The organism is Streptomyces sp. NPDC000151 (genome assembly GCF_040301705.1).
Classification (GTDB): domain Bacteria; phylum Actinomycetota; class Actinomycetes; order Streptomycetales; family Streptomycetaceae; genus Streptomyces.
This window is the reverse complement of record NZ_JBEPFC010000037.1, coordinates 30,646-50,653: the sequence shown is the minus strand read 5'-3', so window position 1 is coordinate 50,653 and position 20,008 is coordinate 30,646. Positions and strand designations below refer to the sequence as shown.

General features: G+C 72.5%; 18 protein-coding genes. 5 read left to right on the top strand and 13 right to left on the bottom strand.

Annotated features, from left to right (window positions below; genetic code table 11):
• Window positions 1-449: winged helix-turn-helix domain-containing protein (locus ABT381_RS13870; protein ID WP_351592627.1), on the bottom strand; the 449-nt coding region annotated here is incomplete at its 3' end.
• 74 nt (window positions 450-523) lie between these two features.
• Here ABT381_RS13870 and ABT381_RS13865 point away from each other — a divergent pair.
• On the top strand, window positions 524-1,741 hold the full coding sequence (locus ABT381_RS13865) for an MFS transporter (protein ID WP_351592624.1): 1,218 nt from the start codon (window positions 524-526) through the stop codon (window positions 1,739-1,741).
• 60 nt (window positions 1,742-1,801) lie between these two features.
• Here the strand turns inward: ABT381_RS13865 and ABT381_RS13860 are convergent, their stop codons facing one another.
• A complete protein-coding gene (locus ABT381_RS13860; protein ID WP_351592621.1) occupies window positions 1,802-2,296 on the bottom strand; it encodes an acyl-CoA thioesterase in 495 nt (164 codons plus the stop codon).
• A gap of 227 nt (window positions 2,297-2,523) precedes the next feature.
• Between ABT381_RS13860 and ABT381_RS13855 the strand changes: the two genes are divergently transcribed.
• Window positions 2,524-3,927, top strand: a complete 1,404-nt coding sequence (locus tag ABT381_RS13855; protein WP_351592618.1) for a uracil-xanthine permease family protein — start codon at window positions 2,524-2,526, stop codon at window positions 3,925-3,927.
• Between the two features lie 244 nt (window positions 3,928-4,171).
• Here ABT381_RS13855 and ABT381_RS13850 read toward each other — a convergent pair whose 3' ends face one another.
• Window positions 4,172-4,864: a DUF5995 family protein gene (locus ABT381_RS13850; RefSeq protein ID WP_351592615.1), complete on the bottom strand. Its 693-nt coding sequence runs from the start codon at window positions 4,862-4,864 to the stop codon at window positions 4,172-4,174.
• Window positions 4,865-5,051: 187 nt separating this feature from the next.
• On the opposite strand from ABT381_RS13850, the gene ABT381_RS13845 reads away from it, so the two are divergent.
• Complete coding sequence (locus ABT381_RS13845) at window positions 5,052-5,981, top strand: LLM class F420-dependent oxidoreductase (RefSeq protein ID WP_351592612.1); 930 nt, start codon at window positions 5,052-5,054, stop codon at window positions 5,979-5,981.
• Between the two features lie 222 nt (window positions 5,982-6,203).
• Here ABT381_RS13845 and ABT381_RS13840 read toward each other — a convergent pair whose 3' ends face one another.
• From ABT381_RS13840 to ABT381_RS13820, 5 genes are all read right to left on the bottom strand, one after another.
• Complete coding sequence (locus ABT381_RS13840) at window positions 6,204-7,895, bottom strand: flavin monoamine oxidase family protein (protein ID WP_351592609.1); 1,692 nt, start codon at window positions 7,893-7,895, stop codon at window positions 6,204-6,206.
• A 140-nt stretch (window positions 7,896-8,035) separates the two neighbouring features.
• A complete protein-coding gene (locus tag ABT381_RS13835) occupies window positions 8,036-8,833 on the bottom strand; it encodes a carbon-nitrogen hydrolase family protein (protein ID WP_351592606.1) in 798 nt (265 codons plus the stop codon).
• A 269-nt stretch (window positions 8,834-9,102) separates the two neighbouring features.
• Complete coding sequence (locus ABT381_RS13830; protein WP_351592603.1) at window positions 9,103-9,558, bottom strand: Lrp/AsnC family transcriptional regulator; 456 nt, start codon at window positions 9,556-9,558, stop codon at window positions 9,103-9,105.
• Between the two features lie 10 nt (window positions 9,559-9,568).
• Entirely contained in the window at window positions 9,569-11,050 is a 1,482-nt protein-coding gene (locus ABT381_RS13825) for an amino acid permease (RefSeq protein ID WP_351592600.1), read from the bottom strand.
• 468 nt (window positions 11,051-11,518) lie between these two features.
• Complete coding sequence (locus ABT381_RS13820; RefSeq protein WP_351592597.1) at window positions 11,519-12,955, bottom strand: GuaB1 family IMP dehydrogenase-related protein; 1,437 nt, start codon at window positions 12,953-12,955, stop codon at window positions 11,519-11,521.
• 287 nt (window positions 12,956-13,242) lie between these two features.
• Between ABT381_RS13820 and ABT381_RS13815 the strand changes: the two genes are divergently transcribed.
• Window positions 13,243-14,235 carry a hypothetical protein gene (locus ABT381_RS13815; protein ID WP_351592594.1) on the top strand — a complete coding sequence of 331 codons (993 nt, stop codon included), beginning with the start codon at window positions 13,243-13,245 and terminating at the stop codon, window positions 14,233-14,235.
• A gap of 98 nt (window positions 14,236-14,333) precedes the next feature.
• The gene (locus ABT381_RS13810) at window positions 14,334-14,783 is read left to right on the top strand and encodes a GNAT family N-acetyltransferase (RefSeq protein WP_351592591.1); all 450 of its coding nucleotides are present in this window, start codon (window positions 14,334-14,336) and stop codon (window positions 14,781-14,783) included.
• Window positions 14,784-14,792: 9 nt separating this feature from the next.
• On the opposite strand, the gene ABT381_RS13805 is transcribed toward ABT381_RS13810, so the two are convergent.
• The 5 genes from ABT381_RS13805 to ABT381_RS13785 all read right to left on the bottom strand — a co-directional run bounded on the left by ABT381_RS13805 (window position 14,793) and on the right by ABT381_RS13785 (window position 19,966).
• Window positions 14,793-15,236: a barstar family protein gene (locus ABT381_RS13805; protein WP_351592631.1), complete on the bottom strand. Its 444-nt coding sequence runs from the start codon at window positions 15,234-15,236 to the stop codon at window positions 14,793-14,795.
• Window positions 15,237-15,402: 166 nt separating this feature from the next.
• Window positions 15,403-16,386, bottom strand: a complete 984-nt coding sequence (locus ABT381_RS13800; RefSeq protein ID WP_351592630.1) for a sugar-binding transcriptional regulator — start codon at window positions 16,384-16,386, stop codon at window positions 15,403-15,405.
• Between the two features lie 192 nt (window positions 16,387-16,578).
• On the bottom strand, window positions 16,579-17,262 hold the full coding sequence (rpe, locus tag ABT381_RS13795; protein ID WP_351592588.1) for a ribulose-phosphate 3-epimerase: 684 nt from the start codon (window positions 17,260-17,262) through the stop codon (window positions 16,579-16,581).
• Between the two features lie 65 nt (window positions 17,263-17,327).
• The gene (locus ABT381_RS13790) at window positions 17,328-18,527 is read right to left on the bottom strand and encodes a M20 family metallopeptidase (protein WP_351592585.1); all 1,200 of its coding nucleotides are present in this window, start codon (window positions 18,525-18,527) and stop codon (window positions 17,328-17,330) included.
• Window positions 18,524-19,966: an MFS transporter gene (locus ABT381_RS13785; RefSeq protein ID WP_351592582.1), complete on the bottom strand. Its 1,443-nt coding sequence runs from the start codon at window positions 19,964-19,966 to the stop codon at window positions 18,524-18,526. Before ABT381_RS13785 ends, ABT381_RS13790 begins: the two co-directional genes overlap by 4 nt.
• Window positions 19,967-20,008: the final 42 nt, after the last annotated feature.

Below are 20,008 nucleotides of genomic sequence, written 5' to 3'. Positions count from 1 at the left end.
CCGCCGGCGCGCGCCAGCGCACGGTCCAGCGCGGCGTACGCGCCGGCCACCGCGTCCTCGGGGGCGGCGTCCTCGGCGACCGGTACGGACTCCTGCGCGCGGATGACGCCGAGCAGGTCGGCGACGGCGACGGTGACGCCGTGCGTGCGAACGTCGATGCCGGCGAGGTGGGCGCGGTCGGCGACGATGCCGTAGAGCCGGGCGTTGGGGCCGCGGCGGTCGGCGCCCGTCTCGCCGACGACCGCGATCAGCCCGGCGGCCCGCAGCCGCTCGACGAGGTCGGCCACCGTCGGCCGGGACAGCCCGGTCCGCTCCTTGAGCTGATGGGCCGTCATCTGACCCTCGTCCTCCAGCAGTTGGAGAGCGATGCGGTCGTTGATGGCCCGCGCGGTGCGCGGCGACGCGGTACGGGACGCCGTACGGCCGGTGCGCGCGGAGGTGTCAGGCATGGCGGAATCCTTCCAGAGCACACGCCCCGCAAATATCGGAGGTTAATAGGCAGGGACCCTGATAGTTTGCCGCCATGCCCGTCAACGGTGGTTCCGCAGCGGCAGCCCCGCCCCGCCAACTGCGCCGCGCACGCTGGTCGGTGGCGCTGGTCTTCCTCGTACACGGCTCGGTGACCGGCAACTTCGCCACCCGCGTCCCCTGGATCCAGGAGCACACCGGCGTCAGCGCCGGGGAGCTCGGGCTCGCGCTCGCGTTCCCCGCGATCGGCGCGTCCCTGGCGATGCCGCTGGCCGGCCGGATCAGCCACCGCTTCGGCGCCCGTACGGCGCTGCGCGGACTGCTCGCCCTGTGGACGCTCGCCCTCGCGCTGCCCGCACTCGCCCCGAACCTCTACGCGCTCTGCGGCGCGCTGCTGGTCTATGGGGCCGCGGCCGGGACCTCGGACGTGGCGATGAACGCGCTGGGCGTCGAGGTCGAGCAGCGCCTGGAGAAGCCGATCATGTCGGGGCTGCACGGCATGTGGAGCGTGGGCGCGCTGCTGGGCTCGGCGGCCGGTACGGTCGCGGCCCACGCCGCCACCGACGCCCGCTTCCACCTCTCGCTCGCCGCGGGCGTGCTGACCGTACTGGGCGCGGTCTTCTGCCAGGGCGTACTGGACCTGCGCAGCACCCCGGACGAGCATCCGCCGCCGCGGTTCGCGCTGCCCCCGAAGTCCGCGCTGATCATCGGCGCGGTCGGTTTCTGCGCGGTGTTCGCCGAGGGCGCGAGCCTGGACTGGTCGGCGGTGTACCTGCGGGACGTGCTGGGCACGTCGGCGGGGCTCGCGGCCGGCTCGACGACCGCGTTCGCCTGCACGATGGCGGCGGCCCGACTGGCGGGCGACCACGTGGTGGCCCGCTTCGGAGCGGTGCGCACGGTACGGGCGGGCGGCGTACTGGCCACGGCCGGCGGGCTGCTGATCGTCACGGCACAGCACCCGGTCATGGCGGTGGCGGGTTTCGCGCTGATCGGGCTGGGCATCGCGGTGGTCGTGCCGCTGGCGTTCGCGGCGGCGGGCCGCAGCGGCCCGGCCCCGAGCCAGGCCATCGCGGGCGTCGCGACGATCACGTACACCTCGGGCCTGATCGCGCCCTCCGCCATCGGCTCGATCGCCCAGGCCACCTCGCTGACCGGCTCCTTCGCGCTGGTCACGGTGCTGGCACTGGGCCTGATACTGGGCGCGGGCGTGCTCCGCGTACCGGAGCGCCGGGCGTCGGTCAGCTCGGCGACATTCGACCTGAAGGGGTCGTGAAGGGGTACCGAAGGGGCACTAAAGGCCTCCTGACCCGGCGCGCTCGGCAGCGGCCGGCGATCAGCTCGCGTCCGGCAGGGCCTCCGGGCGGGCGAGCTTGCGGGCTATCGCGCGGCCCTCGTCGGTCCAGGGCGTGGGCCGCAGGGTCCGCGCGTCGACGCGGACCAGGATGCGATGGCCCTGCGCGTACGTGGTGGCGCCGTCCGCCGAGCAGACCCGGAAGCCGTAGGTGAGGCTGGTACGGCCCAGGCGCTCGACCCACAGGTGGGCGGCGTACTGGCCGGGGCGGGTGATCGGCGCCTCGTAGGAGACGCGCATCTCCTTGATGACGTTGGCCATGTCGCCTGCGGCCGCCCAGTCGCCCTCGAAGCCGAAGCCGTGGCCGTGCCAGTACTCGCCCCAGGCGCGCTCGACGAGCAGCGGGAAGCGCGAGTTGTGGAGCATGCCGAGCGCGTCGAGGTCGTCGAAATGGACCGTCACAGGGACCAGCTCGCCGTACGGGAGGGTCTGGGCGGTCTCGGCGGTCTCGGCGGTATACGGGGCGGCGGCGCTCACGGTCGTACTCCTGGTGGTGCGGGGTGGTCGGGGCACATGCGTTCAAAAGTTGAACCATCTTCATCGTAAGCATGCGCTTAGACCGCTTTCACCACCGGGAGGAGTGACCGAGGCCATACACCTCGCACCCGGACACAGCAGGCGGAAGCGGACCGCCCCCGCACTAACATTGGCCGGTCACCGCCGGTCGGTGGCCTCATGACAACTTGACGAGAACGGGAGCATTCATGGGCCTCGGCGTGCGCTGGACCCTCCACGGAGACGGGCGCACCCCAGCGCCGGGTGCCGTGGTCCGACCCGACGAGCGGCTGACCTGGCCGCGTACCGCGGGCCTCGGCGCGCAGCACGTGGTGGCGATGTTCGGCGCGTCCTTCGTGTCGCCGGTCCTCATGGGGCTGGACCCCAACCTCGCGATCATGATGTCCGGCGTCGCGACGATGATCTTCCTGCTCGCGACCCGCGGCCGGGTGCCCTCCTACCTCGGGTGCAGCCTCTCCTTCGTGGGCGTCGCGGCGGTCATCCGGGCGCAGGGCGGTACGAGCGCCACGGTGACCGGCGCGGTCCTCGTGGTCGGCGCGGTGCTCTTCGCGATCGGGCTCGCCGTGCAGAAGTTCGGCGCGCGGATCATTCACGCGGCGATGCCGCCGGTCGTCACCGGCGCGGTCGTCATGCTGATCGGCTTCAACCTCGCGCCGGTGACCGCGAGTACGTACTGGCCGCAGGACCAGTGGGTGGCGCTGCTGACCATGCTCTTCACCGGGCTGGCCGTGGTCTGCCTGCGCGGCTTCTGGTCGCGCATCGCGATCTTCCTCGGCCTGGTCTTCGGGTACCTCGTGTCCTGGCTCTTCGACCTGGTCTTCGGGATGATCCACTCCCAGAACGGCGCGGGCAAGGTGACCGACCACTGGCGACTGGACTTCTCGGCCGTCGCCAAGGCCGACTGGGTCGGCCTGCCCTCCTTCCACGGACCGAGCTTCAGCTGGTCCGCGATCCTGGTCGCGCTGCCGGTGGTGATCGCGTTGGTCGCCGAGAACGCCGGGCACGTCAAGGCGGTCGGCGAGATGACCGGCGACCCGCTGGACGACAAGCTCGGCACCGCGATCTCCGCGGACGGCGCCGCCTCCGTACTCTCCACCGCGCTCGGCGGCCCGCCCAACACCACGTACTCCGAGAACATCGGCGTCATGGCGGCCACCCGCGTCTACTCCACCGCCGCCTACTGGGCCGCCGCCTGCTTCGCGCTACTCTTCGGACTCTGCCCGAAGTTCGGCGCGGTGGTCGCCGCGATCCCGGGCGGCGTACTGGGCGGCATCACGGTCATCCTATACGGCATGATCGGCCTGCTGGGCGCGCAGATCTGGGTCCACAACAAGGTGGACCTGCGCAATCCGCTGAACCTCGTCCCCGTGGCCGCGGGCGTCATCATCGGCGTCGGCGGCGTCAGCCTGAAGATCTCCGACAACTTCGAACTGGGCGGCATCGCCCTGGGCACGATCGTCGTCCTCTCCGGCTACCACGTACTGCGCGCACTGGCCCCGGCCCACCTGAAGCAGCAGCACCCGCTGCTGGACGAGGGAACTTCGTCGTACGACGAGGGGTCGGACGGCGAGGGCGGGGGCGGGGCCGCGTAGGGGGACGCGTCAGGCCCGGGGCTTGGCGCAACGGGTCACGCGCGGGGCGGTAGCGTCGTGGCGCAACGCGTCACGCGCGGGGCGGTAGCGTCGTAGCGCAACGCGTTTCAGGCCCCGGCGGCGCGTATACAGGTGCACACCCCAGAGGCCCCCACCAGGGGGTTACCCAAGGGGGTGGCCGGCGAAGCGCGGCGGGGCAGGGCCCGCGCGCATCCGGTGGCCCTCAGGCGCGTGTCGGGGTCCGTCAGTCGCGGAGTGGGGTCAGGAGCATTTGGCCGATCAGGCCGACGCTTGCGTCCAGGCGCTGGGCGAACTCCTCCCCCACTTCCGGCAGTCCGCGCAGGCTCCACAGCACCCGGGCCGCCGCCCACGCGCCGTCCCGGGCCGCCTCCAGGCTCCACGAGCCGGCCAGGTGGGTCAGCGGGTCGGCGATGTCCAGCAGGTCGGGGCCCGGCATCAGCCGCTCGCGCACCCGCTCCTCCAGCCCGGTCAGCACCCGCCCCACCCGGTCGAAGTCGGCCTCCAGCGCGGCCGGTTCGCACTCCAGGGCCTGGCAGGTGTCCACCAGGGCGAACGCCAGGTCGTGCCCGATGTGCGCGTTGATCCCGGCCAGCGCGAACTGCAGCGGCTTGACGCCGGGGTGGCAGCGGAGCTGGAACAGCGGGCGCCAGCAGGCCGGGGCCCGCAGCCCTGCCGTGACGGCGTCCACCGCGCTCAAGTACCGCAGCGCGAACCGCACGTCCAGCTCGGCGGCCGCGCCCGCGTCCCGGAAGCCGCCCGCGCCGATCTGCCGTCCGACCTCCTCGGTGACCTGCAAGTACACCCGGTTGAACACCGCGACGCCGTCGCGCGGGGGCAGCGCCGCGTCCAGCGCGCGCATCCGCGCCACGATCTTCGCCACGCCTGCCGGCGCGCCCGTCGGCTGCATCGTCGTCATGCGGTCAGCGTGGCAGGGCCGGGGGCCGGGCAGGGACGGCGCGGCGACGCGTGACCGGATCGGGCTAACGATCAGTGCGCGCCGGGGCGCGCGCCTTTGCGCCCCCTGGCGGCCGGAACTCCCGCGGGTCCGGCGGACGTTGATCGCTCGTACACCGCCGGCGAACCGGATCCGAAGGAGCACAGACATGGCTGTCCGACTCGGGCTGAGCCTCCCGCAGATGCGGCAGTACGACCTCGGGCGTGACGTGCCGGACGTGGCGCGCGCCGCCGAGCAGACCGGTTACGAAAGCCTCTGGGTCTTCGAGCGCGTGCTCTTCCCCGAGCCCGCGACTCAGGGGTTGTACGGCATACCGGGCCTGCCCTGGCCCGATCAGTACCGCTCGGTGGCCGACCCGCTGGTGACGCTGACGCTGGCAGCCGCGGCCACGGAGCGGGCGAGGCTGGGCACGAGCGTGCTGGTCGCTCCTTTGCACGTGCCCTTCCAGCTCGCCCGCAGCCTCGCCTCGCTGGACGCGGCCAGCGGCGGCCGGGTGATCGCCGGGCTCGGCACGGGCTGGTCCCTGGACGAGTACGCGGCCGCTGCGGTGGCCCCCTTCGAGCGGCGCGGCAAGGTGCTGGACGAGCTGCTGGAGGTGTGCCGGGCGGTGTGGGGACCGGACCCGGTGGCGTACGAGGGCGAGCTGACCACGATCGCGCCGTCCGAGGTCGGCCCCAAGCCGGCCCGGCCGATCCCGGTGCTGCTGCCCGCCAACAGCCCGCGGGCGCTGCGCCGCCTGGTGGACCGGGCGGACGGCTGGATGCCGGTGGGCATGGGCGCCAGGAAACTGGCCGAGCAGTGGCGGCAGATACAGGACCTGGCCGCGGAGCGCGGCCGCACGGCCCCGTTCCAGAACGTCCTGCGGGTGAACACCCAGCACACACCCAAGGCGTACGAGGGCCAGGACCGCGCCCCCTTCCAGGGCAGCGTCGCGCAGATCGTCGAGGACCTGGCCGCCCACGCCGAGGTGGGCCTGGAGGAGATCCTGGTCGACCTCCAGGGTCGGGCCCGGGACGCGGAGGAGCTGAAGGACCTGGCGGCGGAGGTGTACGAAGCGGCGCGGGCGGCGGGGATATGAAGCGCGGCCGGGACACCACGGGCGGTCGGCGGACGGGCGGTCAGCGGATGGGCCACTGAGCCTGCGGGGGGAGCCGCCGCGCGACTCCCCCCGTCCCCGAGTCCGGGCCCCCGGCCGGTTCAACGGCGGCCGGTCCACCGACGGCCGGTTCGCCGACGGCCGGTCCGCCGTCGGCCGGCCGGGAGGGCGGTCAGGCCTCCGTCGGTCGGCCGGGGTGGGCGGTCAGTCCTCCGGCAGTTCGACCGGGGCGATCTCGTCGTACAGGTCGCCGGGGCCGGGGTTGGTGGTGTCCGTGCCGCCGCCGAAGTGGTGCATCACGCCCCACACCGCGTTCAGCGCGGTCTGCACGGCGCCCTCGGCCCAGCCGGCGGTCCAGGAGATGTCGTCACCGGCGAGGAAGAGGCCGCGCTTGTCCTCAGGAAGGAGGTCCTGCATGAAGTGCGTGAACAGCCGGCGCTGGTAGCGGTAGTGCCCCGGCAGGTTGGCCTTGAACGCGCCCATGAAGTAGGGCTCGTTCTCCCAGGACACGGTCACGGGGTTGCCGATGATGTGCTTGCGGATGTCGACCTTCGGATAGATCTCCGAGAGCGACTTCAGCATGACCTCCATGCGCTCGTTGGCGTCCAGCGGCAGCCACTTCAGGCTGTCGTCGCACCAGGTGTAGGAGAGGCAGATGACCGCGGGCTCGTCGGGCCCGTTGTCGAGGAGGTAGGTGCCGCGGGTCATCCGGTCGGTGAGCGTCATCGACATGACGTCCCGCCCGGTGTCCTCGTCCTTGTCCAGCCAGAAGGGCCGGTCGACCGGCACGAAGAGCTTGGAGGACTCCATGTAGTGAGTACGCTCCATCGCCGTCCAGTGGTCGATGGGGAACAGCGCGTCGTCGCACTCGATCTTTGACAACAGCATCCAGGACTGCGCGGTGAAGACGGCCGCCTGGTAGGTGCGGATGTCGCCGGAGGCGTCGGTGACGGTGATCCGGTTGCCGGCGGTGCGGTTCAGCCGGGTCACGGCCGGGCGCGGCGCGCCGTCGTGCAGCGAGGAGAGGGACGTGCCCTGGGCCCAGTGCACGATCTTCGCCGGCTCACGCTCCCACAGCCGCAGCGGGAGCTGCTGGCTGCCGCCGACGATGCCGCGGTGGTGGTCGTCGGCCTCGGTGTAGACGACGCGGAGGATCTCCAGGATGGAGTTGGGGAAGTCGGTGTCCCAGCCGCCGGTGCCGAAGCCGACCTGGCCGAAGATCTCCCGGTGCCGGAAGGACTTGAAGGCGCTGGAGTCGCAGAGGAAGCCGTAGAAGGTCTGGTTGTCGAGCTTCTCGACGAGCTTCGCCCAGATCTCGCGGATCCGCGGGACGTCGCGCTCGCGGAGGGCGCGGTTCATGTCGGAGAAGTCCGCGCCCTCCTCCAGGCAGGCGTTCCAGGCGTTCATGACCTGGTGGTAGACCTCCGGCAGGTCGTCCACGGTGCGGGCGTAGTGCGACTCGCCCTTGAGGTCGACGACGGTGGAGGGGGTGTCGGGCGCGAGCGGGTTGGGGAACGGCTTGGTCGTGAGGCCGACCAGGTCGATGTAGTGCTGCAGCGCCGTGGAGGACGGCGGGAAGCGCATGGCGCCCATCTCGGCGGTGAGCGAGGAGTCGCAGCCCTCGAAGCCGACGGTGCGCAGCCGGCCGCCGATCTGATCCGCCTCGTAGACGACGGGCTTGAGGCCCATCTTCATCAGCTCGTAGGCGGTGACGATGCCGGAGAGGCCGCCGCCGATGACCGCGACCTCGGTGCCGTGCTCGGTCGCGGGTATCTGGCCCAGGCCCGCCGGGTGGGCGAGGAAGTCGTCGTACGCGAAGGGGAAGTCCGGTCCGAACATGGTGATCGGCGGCTGCGCGTCGGTGTGCTGGACAGCGGTGGGCACCGTGGACGTCATGGGGGCGAGACTCCTTGCAAAACAGCGCAAAACGCGGGGAAAGGGGCAGGCGGGGCCAGGGCGGGGCGGCCAGGGACGGGCCGGGACGGCCAGGGGTGCAACGGGGGTGCGACGGGGGTGCGACGGGGGCGCCGCCGAGGTCAGCTCAGCGAGCCGTACAGCCCGGGGCGGCGGTCCTTCAGGTAGGTGTTCGCCTCGCGGGAGGCCGCGAGGAAGCCGGGGTCGACGTCCCCGTACACCACTTCCTCGCCGCGGCCGGCGCGGGCGCGCACGACTCCGTCGGGACCGGCCAGCGTGGAGAGCCCGACGAACTCGAACTCCTCCTCCTGGCCGACGCGGTTGACGTACGCCACGTACAGCTGGCTCTCGAAGGCGCGGACCGGGATCATCGACTCCGCGACGAACTGGTACGGATGCATCTGGGCAGTGGGCACGACCAGGAAGTCGGTGCCGGCCAGCGCGTGGGCCCGGACGTTCTCCGGGAATTCCACGTCGTAGCAGATCAGCAGGCCGATCCGGACGCCGTTCAGCTCGGTCTGGACGACGGGCTCGTCGCCGGGGGTGAACCACTCCTGCTCGAAGCAGCCGAAGAGGTGCGTCTTGCGGTAGTTCGCGAGCCGCGTGCCGTCGGGGCCGATGAGCTGCGCGGAGTTGTAGACGGTGTCGCCGTCGCGCTCCGGGTAGCCGTACAGGACGGCGATGCCGTGCTCGGCGGCGATCCGCGCGATCTCGTCGGCGCTCTCGCCGTCGGCCGGCTCGGCGAGCCGGGAGACGCCGGAGCCGATGGCGTAGCCGGTCAGGTACAGCTCCGGGCAGGCCAGCAGTCCGGCGCCGGCCGCCGCCGCGTCGGCGGCGGCCCGCTCCAGCGCCTTGAGGTTGTACGCCACATCTCCGGGCCGTCCCGAACTCTGAAGCAGGGCGGTGCGCAGCGAAGACATGGGACCCCTCGGGTGATGCGTACGGACGTTCGGACGACGCCTTTCAAGAGCGCCTGTCGTCGGACGACGGCTCTCAGGAACGTCTTCCGGAAGACGTCTAGACGGTACGGTCCGGGGAGCAAGTGGTACAAGGCTGCACCATTGCGCTCCACGTACCGATTCGTTGCGCCTTATGGGCCGCTCGCGGCGATTCGTTGCGTCCCTGCCGCGCGCTCACCGCGGCGCCGCACTCAAAGTGCTCGGACACGGGCTCTCAGGCGGTCGAGCGCTCAGACCGGGGAGCCGGAGGAGAAGCGCCGCAGGAGGGGCGAGAGCACCAGGACGGACTTGGTCCGCTCGACGAAGTGCTCGCCGGCGATGCGTTCCAGTACTCGCTCGAAGTGCCGCATGTCGGCGGCGAAGACCTGGACGATGGCGTCCGCCTCACCGGTCACGGTGGAGGCGGACGCCACTTCGGGATAGCGCGAGAGGCCACGGTGGATGGCCTCGGGCGAGGTGTTGCGACGGCAGTACAGCTCGACGAAGCCTTCGGTCTCCCAGCCGAGCGCCGCCGGGTCCACCCGTACGGTGAACCCGGTGATGGCGCCCTCGGTGCGCAGCCGGTCCACCCGGCGTTTGACGGCCGGGGCCGAGAGCCCGACCTCCTGACCGATGTCGGCGTAGGAGCGGCGGGCGTCCTCAGCCAGGGCGTGGACGATGCGTTCGTCGAGGTCGTTCAGTCGCACGGAGGGTGGTTCACTTCTCTGCGGTGGCCAATCGGGAGCGGCGCATGCCGTAAGCGAAGTAGAACACGAGACCGGCCGCCATCCAGACTCCGAAGACCACCCAGGTGACGGCGTCGAGGCTGCCCATCATCCAGATGCAGAGCAGGAAGCCGATCACGGGGAAGAGCGGCGACAGCGGCGTGCGGAAGCTGCGCGGCATCTCGGGGCGGGTCTTGCGCAGCACGATGACCGCGATGTTGACCAGCGCGAACGCGAAGAGCGTGCCGATGCTGGTGGCGTCGGCGAGCTGGCCGAGCGGCACGGCGGCGGCCAGGATGCCGCAGAAGAGCGAGACGATGACGGTGTTGGCGCGGGGCGCGCCGGTCTTCGGGTGGACCTTGGAGAAGACCTTGGGCACCAGGCCGTCGCGGGACATCGCGAAGAGGATGCGGGTCTGGCCGTAGAGCACGGTCAGCACGACGCTGGCGATGGCGACCACGGCGCCGGCCGCGAGCAGCACGGCCCAGAAGCTCTGGCCGGTGACGTTCTTCATGATCCCGGCGAGCGCGGCCTCGGCGCCGTCGAACTTCTGCCAGGGCAGCGCGCCCACGGCGATGGCCGCGACCAGGCAGTACAGCGCCGTGACGATCACCAGCGAGAGCATGATGGCGCGCGGCAGGTCGCGCTGCGGGTTCTTGGCCTCCTCGCCGGCCGTGGAGGCGGCGTCGAAGCCGATGTAGGAGAAGAAGAGGGTGGCGCCGGCGGCGCTGACGCCCGCCATGCCCAGCGGCATGAAGGGGGCGTAGTTCCCGGCGCGGATGCCCTGGAAGGCGACGCCGCAGAAGAGCAGCAGCGCGGCGATCTTCACCGCGACCATGATCGTGTTGGCGCGGGCGCTCTCCTTCGCGCCGCCCAGCAGGAAGGCCATCGCGAGCAGCACGACCAGCAGCGCGGGCAGGTTGAAGATGCCGCCGTCACCGGGCGGCGCGGCGATCGCCTCGGGGATGGTGAAGCCGAACGTGCCGGACAGCAGCTCGTTGAGGTACTGCCCCCAGCCCACCGCGACCGCGGCCACGGACACGCCATACTCCAGGATCAGACACCAGCCGCAGATCCAGGCGACCAGCTCGCCGAGCGTGGCGTAGGCGTAGGAGTACGAGGAGCCGGAGACCGGGATGGTGCCGGCCAGCTCGGCGTAGGACAGCGCCGAGAAGAGCGCGGTGATGCCGGCGATCACGAAGGAGATGACGACCGCGGGGCCCGCGTCCGGCACCGCCTCGCCCAGCACGACGAAGATGCCGGTGCCGAGGGTGGCGCCGATACTGATCATCGTCAGCTGCCACATGCCCAGGGAGCGGCGCAGGGTGCCGCCCTCTCCCTGGCCGCCCTCGGCGACCAGGCGTTCGACGGGCTTGCGCCGCATCAGCGTTCCGAGCGGCCCGGGGCGGGACGGAGGCTGCTGCGGCTGGGGGTCGCTGCCCTCGGAGGGAGGGGCTGCGCCGTGGTCCAACACTGGGGTGGCTCCTTTATCGCTGCCGTTCCGGCGGCGGTGACCATGGCGGCCCGCACGCGGGCAGCATGAAGCAACCCGCACGGGGACCCGCCGAGCGGACGGTCCCCGCCACTCCACGTAACTAACTTGCCTGACCTTAAGGCCCGCGTGTGACCTGCCGTAATGCGGGTTCTTTGCGTATCGGCGCATGATCCTTGCGCACGAACGGCGACGGCGGCCATTTGTTGCGCGACTGCGGCGTGTTGAGGCCATGGAATCGAAGGAGGGGCATTTCGGCCGGACGGGCGGGCGGAAGCGGAAGTAAGCGATCTCACGCGCCTCCGCCACCGGGACGGGACGCTGCCGCGACGGGACGGACCGCTGCGGGCGCCCCGGAAACGCGCACGGGCCCGGCCCCGCGCGGCGTGCGCGCGGGACCGGGCCCGTGACGAGCGACGAGGCTCGCCGGCTGCTGACGAGGCGCGTCGGCTACCAGCTGTTGTGCAGCGGCTTGCCCTCGGCGTAGCCGGCCGCGCTCTGCACGCCGACGACGGCCTTCTCGGCGAACTCGGTGAGGTTCGAGGCGCCCGCGTAGGTGCAGGAGGAGCGCACGCCCGCGATGATCGAGTCGATCACGTCCTCGACGCCGGGGCGGGCCGGGTCGATGAACATCCGGGAGGTGGAGATGCCCTCCTCGAAGAGGCCCTTGCGGGCCCGGTCGTACGCCGACTCCTCGCTCGTGCGGTTGCGCACCGCACGCGCCGAGGCCATGCCGAAGCTCTCCTTGTAGAGCCGGCCGTCGGCGGTCTGCTGGAGGTCGCCGGGCGACTCGTACGTACCGGCGAACCACGAGCCGATCATGACGTTGGACGCGCCGGCGGCCAGCGCCATGGCGACGTCGCGCGGGTGCCGCACGCCGCCGTCCGCCCAGACGTGCTTGCCGTACTTCTTGGCCTCGGCGGCGCACTCCATGACGGCGGAGAACTGCGGGCGGCCCACGCCGGTCATCATGCGGGTGGTGCACATGGCGCCCGGACCGACGCCGACCTTGATGATGTCCGCGCCGGCCTCGATGAGGTCGCGCACGCCGTCGGCGGCGACGATGTTGCCCGCCACGATCGGGACCTGCGGGCCCAGCGCCCGGACCGCCTTGACCGCGCTGATCATGGACTCCTGGTGGCCGTGCGCGGTGTCCACGACGAGGGTGTCCACGCCCGCGGCCAGCAGCGCCTTGGCCTTGCCCGCCACGTCGCCGTTGATGCCGACGGCGGCGGCGATGCGCAGCTTGCCGTCGGCGTCGGTCGCCGGGGTGTAGAGGGTCGCGCGCAGGGCGCCCTTGCGGGTGAGGATGCCGACCAGCTGGCCGTCCTTGCCGACCGCGGGGGCGAGCTTGCGGTTGGCGGCGTCGAGCCGGTTGAACGCCTCGCGCGGGTCGATGTCGGCGTCCAGGACGAGCGGGTCCCGGGACATGACCTCGGCGACCTGGGTGAAGCGGTCCACGCCGGTCAGATCGTGCTCGGTGACGATGCCGATGGGGCGGCCGCCCTCGACGACGATGCCCGCGCCGTGCGCCCGCTTGGGCAGCAGGGACAGCGCGTCGGCGACGGTCGCGATCGGCGACAGCACGATCGGGGTGTCGAGGACGAGGTGGCGCCGCTTGACCCAGCTGACGACATCGGTGACGACGTCGATCGGGATGTCCTGCGGGATGACGACGAGACCGCCGCGGCGGGCGACCGTCTCGGCCATCCGGCGCCCGGCGATCGCGGTCATGTTCGCCACGACCAGCGGGATGGTGGTGCCCGTGCCGTCCGGCGTGGCGAGATCCACGGCCTGCCGGGAGCCGACCGCGGAGCGGTTCGGCACCATGAACACGTCGTCGTACGTCAGGTCGTACGGCGGCTTCGAATCGTTCAGAAATCGCATGCTAACTCTCTCACCTGCGGTTTTGCTTGGGTAGCGGGCGGGGAGTCAGCACCGGTCCGGCGGCCGGATATGGATCGGCCAACAGCGGATCAGGCATCAAGCTCCTAGTACATCATCGCTGATCCGGCACCGGAATGACGAGCTTCGGGCGCCGAACGGCCAGGTTCTGTGTCATCACCCGAGCGGCGCACGCGCCGGCTGTGTTTTCCCCCGAAATTGCGCCGGTCGAGGTAAACGCCGTGCACAGGGAGGGTTTCCGGAGCGGGGGACTCCCTTAACGTGCAGTGATGATCAGAAAAGCACTCCTCGCGTCGGGTGTCGCCGGCGTGTGCCTCGCGTCCGTCGCCGCCACCGTCGCCTTCGCGGACGGCACGGACCACTCCGCCTCCCACGCCCCGGCCTGGCAGAAGGTCGGCGACGGGATGACCGGCGGCGTCAGCGGGATGGCCGTGGCCAAGGCCGCGGGCGACCGCCTCGACCTGCTCGTGGCCCGGGACAACAAGGACGCCGGCCAGGTCCGGCTCTCGTCGGTACGGCTGGCGCCCGGCCATCGGCCCGTCGTACGGGACCTGAAGTGGGCCGGGAGCGAGGTGCCCAAGGACCTGGAGTCGCTGGACGCCGTGCCCGGCCGGCCCGGCGAGTACACCACCGTGAGCAGCGGCGACAGCGGAAAGTTCCGCCCGACGGTGTACGACGTGGCGGTGAGCGGCGGTACGGCGACGGTCCGCTGGTCGGCGCCGCTGCCGGGCACCGAGAAGTACGCGGGCGACCACACGCAGAACTACGAGGCGTTCGCCCTCCACCGGGACCGCGCCACCAAGAAGTACGTGGCGGTCTGGGCCACCCGCGGCAGCAACGGCACCGCCTCCCAGGTGCGGACCGCCGCCTTCGACCCGGCCGCGGCCGCTGCGGACAAGGCCTTCGGACAGGTCAGCGCCCCGGTGGCGTTCCGCGCGCCGTGGCCGACGCAGGACGAGGTGCGGCACATCAGCGACCTGAAGATCGCGCGGGACGGGACCGTGGTGCTCTCCTCGGCCCAGGACCCGAACAAGAACTCGGGGCCGTTCAGCTCCGCGGTGTTCACGGCGGGCCGGCTCACGGTCGACAAGGGCCGGCCGTCGCTGAAGCTGCGCAAGCCGGAAGAGGTTCGCCGCTACACGACGGGGGACAACCGCAAGATCGAGGCGGTCGCCCTGCTGCCCGACGGCGACCATGCCCTGTGGGGCACGGACGACGAGGACTTCGGCGGCTCGGTGCTGCAGGACCGCCTGGACGACTGACGCCCCGCGTACCGGCTCCGGGTCCGGCCGGGGCCGGAGCTCCGGTGCCGGTCCACCGCGTTACCCGCCCGAAACGGGACCTCGGCAGAATCCCGGCCATGAAGATCGAACAGGTGGCCTGGGACGACCCGGACGCCGCCGTCCTGCGGGCACAGCAGCGGACCGAGATCGCGGAGATCTACGGGACCCCGGACAGCGAGCCCGGGGTCCCGCCCTCGGCGGCGGACATCACCGCGTTCTTCGTGGCGTACGAGGACGACGGCATACCGGTGGGCTGCGGCGGCCTGCGCGACCTCGGCGACGGAATCGGCGAGGTCAAGCGGATGTACGTGCTGCCGGACCGGCGCGGCTCGGGCGCCGCGGCCGCCGTGCTGCGGGCCCTGGAGGAGTGGGCGCGCGACCGGGGCTGGACCCGGCTCCGGCTGGAGACGGGCGACCGGCAACCCGCCGCGGTCCGCTTCTACACGCGCTCGGGATACGCCCGCATTCCGAACTTCGGGACGTACGCGGGCCTCGCGGCCTCCTGGTGCTTCGAGCGGGTGCTGTAGGACGGGCTGCTACCGGTGGGCCCGTGCCGTGCCGCCCGCGTCGCGGGTCAGCAGCACGGCCAGTCCGGTGTCCGTGTCGCGCCAGTGCGCCACCGCGTCGGCGAGGACCGACTCGGCCACCCGCCACTCCTCCGGCTCCGCCGCGGCATAGCCCTGCCAGGCCCGTACGACCAGCAGCCGGCCGCCGTGCGCCGCCGGCCACCAGGACAGGTCGCCGAGGCAGTCGGCGAGCGCGTCCCAGTTCCGCCCGAACCAGGACGGCAGCCGCAGCGCCTCCGCGGCGCGCGTCATGAACTCCGCCTTGTCGGCGGCCCCTTCGAGGTCGAGCACGGTGCCCTGCCAGCCCGCGGTCAGCGCGGCGTCCAGCGCGTCCTGCACGGGGCGGCCCGCGGGCCAGGACAGTACGCCGGGCGGCGTCCGCCCGTCGAGCACCGCGGCCAGCGGCCTGGGCACGCCGTCCGGCGCGGGGCCGGGGGCGCCGGTACGCCGGCCGGCACCCGCCTGGCCGGGGACTCCGGGTGAATCTGGCATGCCGCGATGCTGTCACAGCCCCGGCCGGCGCGCCGGGCGAACGGCCTCCGTACGGTGCACGCCCTGTGGGGCGGTTACTCCAGCAGGCTCAGGAGTCCGGGTCCTCGCGGTCCAGTGCCGGCCGCGGGCCCGGAGCGGACTCCAGGAGGAGGTGATCGGCGGCGGCGGTATCCGTGACCAGGCTCGTGACCAGGCCGGACTTCAGGACCGCGCCGATCGCGTGGGCCTTGCGCTGGCCGCCCGCGATGGCGATCACCTCGGGGATGCGGCGCAGCCGGTCGGCCTCGACCGTGATGCAGCGCTCCCCCAGGTCACGGCCGATGCGCCGGCCCTCGGCGTCGAAGAGGTGCGCGGACATCTCCGCGGCGGCGCCGAGCGAGGCGTAGTGCTCGCGCTCGTCCTCCGAGAGCATGTCGTACACCGTCGAGATGCCCGGCGCCCAGGAGCCGATGGAGACGCACGCGACGGTGACCTTGTCGAAGTAATCGAACGCCCGCGCGATACCCGTCTGGCCCCGCAGCGCCGCGGCTGTGGCCGAATCCGGCAGCAGCATCGGCGCGTAAATGGGGTGGGCCTCGCCGCCGGAGACATCGGCGGCGCGGCGGACCGCCTCCACCGAGCCGCTGTCGGCGGTCCCCGCGTCGTACACACCGGTCAGCTGAACCACCGTGCACGGCGGCAGCCGGTGCAGCGCCGACGCCATGTGGATCGTCGAGCGGCCCCAGGCGATGCCGAGCACGTCGCCCTCGGCCACCAGCTCGCCGAGCAGGTCGGCGGCGACGTCGCCGAGGTTCTCCGGGTCCGGCGCGTCGTCGGAGTCGGCGGCCGACTCCACGACCACGGCGTGCCGCAGGCCGTAGCGGGCCCGCAGCGCGTCCGAGCGCTCGGCGTCCAGCTCGGCCGGGACGCGGATCTCGATACGTACGAGGTCACGCTCCAGTGCGGTCTCCAGCACCCGCGCGACCTTGAAGCGGCTGACGCCGAACTCCTCGGCGATCTGGATCTTGGATTTGCCCTCGAGATAGAACCGGCGGGCCATGGCCGCAGCCTGCACCAGCTCGGCGGGGCCCATCCCGGAATGTGGGCGGCTGGCAACCACGAAAATCTCCCCTACTGCGCACCTGATCGACTCTGCGCTCATCCTTCCAGAAACCCGAGGTCGCCGTGGGCCATGACCCTTCGGCCCGCGATGAACGCTGCGTGGCCACGAGGTCAACCCCCGCCGCCCCGGGTGGTGGCCGCGCGTCCGCGCGGCCCGGCCGCGTCAGTGCGCGCAGCCCCAGCCGGCCGCCGCGGTCGCGGCGTCGGCCTTGTCCCGCAGCGCGCGGACGGCCTTCGCCGGGTCCTCGGCGCCGTACACCGCGGAGCCCGCGACGAAGACGTCGGCGCCCGCCTCGGCGCAGCGCTCGATCGTCTTGTCGGACACCCCGCCGTCCACCTGCAGCCACATCTCCAGACCGTGCTTGGCGATCAGCGCGCGGGTGCGGCGGATCTTCGGAAGCATGATGTCCAGGAACGCCTGCCCGCCGAAGCCCGGCTCAACCGTCATGATCAGCAGCATGTCGAGCTCGGGGAGCAGGTCCTCGTACTGCTCGATGGGCGTGGCGGGCTTCAGCGCCATCGAGGCCCGCGCGCCCTTGGCCCGGATCTCCCGCGCGAGGCGGACCGGCGCGGCCGCGGCCTCCGCGTGGAAGGTGACGGAACCGGCACCGGCCTCGACGTACTGCGGCGCCCAGCGGTCCGGGTCCTCGATCATCAGGTGGCAGTCGAGGGGGGTGTCGGTCGCCTTCCGCAGCGACTCCACCACGGGGACGCCGAGCGTCAGATTGGGCACGAAGTGGTTGTCCATGACGTCGACGTGGAGCCAGTCCGCGCCCTCGACGGCCTTCGCCTCCTCGGCGAGGCGGGCGAAGTCGGCGGACAGAATGCTGGGGTTGATCAAGGCCATGACACCAGTATGTCGTGACGGCGCCGACATCCATAAGCGGGTCGGGGCCGACGTCCATGAGGGGGTCAGGGGCGCGGGCTCGCGGCGCCCTCCCGGGCGGCGGCGCGCTGCCCCACCGCGGCCAGCAGCCGATCGCGCTGCCCGGGGTCCGCGGCCAGCGAGACGCCCGTCCAGGCCATGGCGACGGCGCCGTCCAGGACCGCCCGGTCGGCGCTCTCAGAGGTGCCGGCGGCGGCGAACTCGGGTGTGTGCTGCCGGGCGCCGCCGGTGTCGTAGCCGATCATCGGGTGGATCGTGGGCAGCAGGTGCGAGACGTTGCCCATGTCGGTGGAGCCCGCGCGCGCCGGAGCGCGCCCGACGGTACGCCCGAGGGCCTCGGCGGCGCCCGCGTACAGCTCGGCCACGGTCGTGTCCTGGCGCAGGTCGGCGAAGTCGTGCCCGTGCCGCTCCATCCGCAGCTCGGTGCCGGTGGCCAGCGCGCCCGCCTCGAAGCAGGCCCGTACCCGCTCCTGGAGGGCGCGCAGCGACTCCAGGGTGGGCGAGCGTACTTCGTAGCGGGCGGCGGTCCGGGCGGGGATGACGTTGGCGGCCTGGCCGCCGTCCGTGATGATGCCGTGCACGACGCTCTCCGGGGGCAGCTGCTGGCGCAGCAGGCCGAGCCCGGTCTGGGCCACGGTGAGCGCGTCAAGGGCGTTGCGGCCCTCCCAGGGAGCGGCGGCGGCGTGCGCCGGGCGTCCGGTGTAGGTGAGGTTCCAGGAGCCGATGGCCAGCGAGCCGTTGCCCACGGTGTCGGCGTCGTTCGCGTGCACCATCATCGCGACGGCCACGTCGTCGAAGAGCCCGTCCTCGATCATGTACACCTTGCCGCCGCCGTCCTCCTCGGCCGGGGTGCCGAGCAGTTTGACGGTGATGCCGAGGTCGTCGGCGACCTCGCCGAGCGCGAGGGCCGCGCCGAGCGCCGCTGTGCCGTTGACGTTGTGGCCGCAGGCGTGACCGATCCCGGGCAGCGCGTCGTACTCCGCGCACAGGCCGACGACCAGCTCGCCGCCGCCGCGGACCGCGGTGAACGCGGTGGGCAGTCCGGCGACGCCGCGCTCGACGGTGAATCCGGCCCGCTCGGCGAGCCCGGCCAGCGCGGCCGCCGACCGGTGCTCCTCGAAGGACAGCTCGGGGTCGGCGTGCAGCCGGTGGCTGAGGCCGAGCAGTTCCTCCCGCCAGGACTCGGCGGCGTCGCGCACGGTGCGGTGGTGGGCGGTGGGCTTCACTGGTGTGCTCCTTCGGGGGCGGTGGCGTGCGGGGCGGAGGACGCGGCGGGGCGCAGCTTCAGGACGGCCAGCGCGGCGGCGAGACCGGCGGCGCCGCACAGCGCCCAGCCGGTGGTGTAGCCGCCGAGGGCGATCCGGCCGTCGGCGGTGGCGTGCGCGGCGAGCGCGGCGCCGAGCAGGGCGGACCCGACGGCGGAGCCCAGCGACAGTACGAGTTCGTTGACGCCGGCCGCAGTCGCGGTCTCCTCCGGGGCGACGGCCTCGACGGTCAGGGTGCGGGTGGCGGACTCGAAGAGCCCCAGCGCGGCACCGATGAACAGGGACGCGATCAGGTAGTGGGCCAGGCTGGTGTGGAGTACGAGCAGGAACCCGAAGCCGAGGAGTGTGGTGACACCGGCCGCCGACACGGTGACGCGCTCCCCCAGCTGCCGCAGCAGCGCCGGGCAGAGCGCCGAGGTGGCCACGCTGGCGAGCGTCATCGGGAGCAGCGCCCAGCCGATGGCGGTCGCGTTCAGTCCGATGCCGTAGCCCGCTGCCTGCGGCGAGGCGCCGAGGAACGTCGCGTTGACGGCGATCGACCCGATCGTGGCCGCCGAGACGCAGAAGGTCACCACGCTCAGCACGGCGACTCTGGGGTTGCGGAACATCCGTACGTCGACGAGCGGCTGTGCCACCCGCAGTTCCAGCGCCCACCAGCCGGCCAGCGCCACGATCCCCACCAGCCCGCAGCCCACGGTCGCGGCCGAGGTCCAGCCCCAGGCGGCGCCCTGTGCCAGCGCGACCACCACGCCGACCAGCCCGGCGGTGAGCAGGAGGAAGCCCGGTACGTCGAACCGCCGGGCCGCGGCCGCCGGCGTCGCGCCGTCCGGCAGCAGGAACCCCGCGACCAGCCCCAGTACGCCCGCGCCCACGCCGATCCACAGGCCGAGCCGGGCGTCCTGCGCGCCGACCGCGCCGGAGACGATGCCCGCGCAGCCGACGGCCAGCAGCAGCGCGCCGACCAGCACGCCGATGCCGCGCCGGGAGGCGGCCTCGCCCTGCTGGTGGCGGAGTACGCCGATCATCAGCGGCATGAAGCCGACTACGCCGCCCTGCAGGGCCGCGCCGAGGGTCAGGAAGGGGAGCGTGGGACGCAGCGCCATGACCAGCGAGCCGAGTACGACCATGAGGATCGAGGCGCGGAGGAGCCGCCGGTAGCCGAAGCCGTCGCCGAGCCGGGAGAGGACCGGGGTGAGCACGGCGCAGCTCGCCATCTGCACCACGATGATCCAGTTCTGCTGTGCGGTGCCGAAGCCGGCCTGCGCGCCCAGTCCGGGCAGGATCGGCGGCAGGTACTGCTGGGTGGCGCCGCTGGCGACCTCGACGAGCGCCATGGACGCGAGCATGGCGCGGGGCCCGAGGGGGCGGCCCTGCCGTACGGGTCTGACTGTTCTGTTCATGACAGAAACCTCGGTTCAGGAGGGGGCGGTACGCGCTTGCGG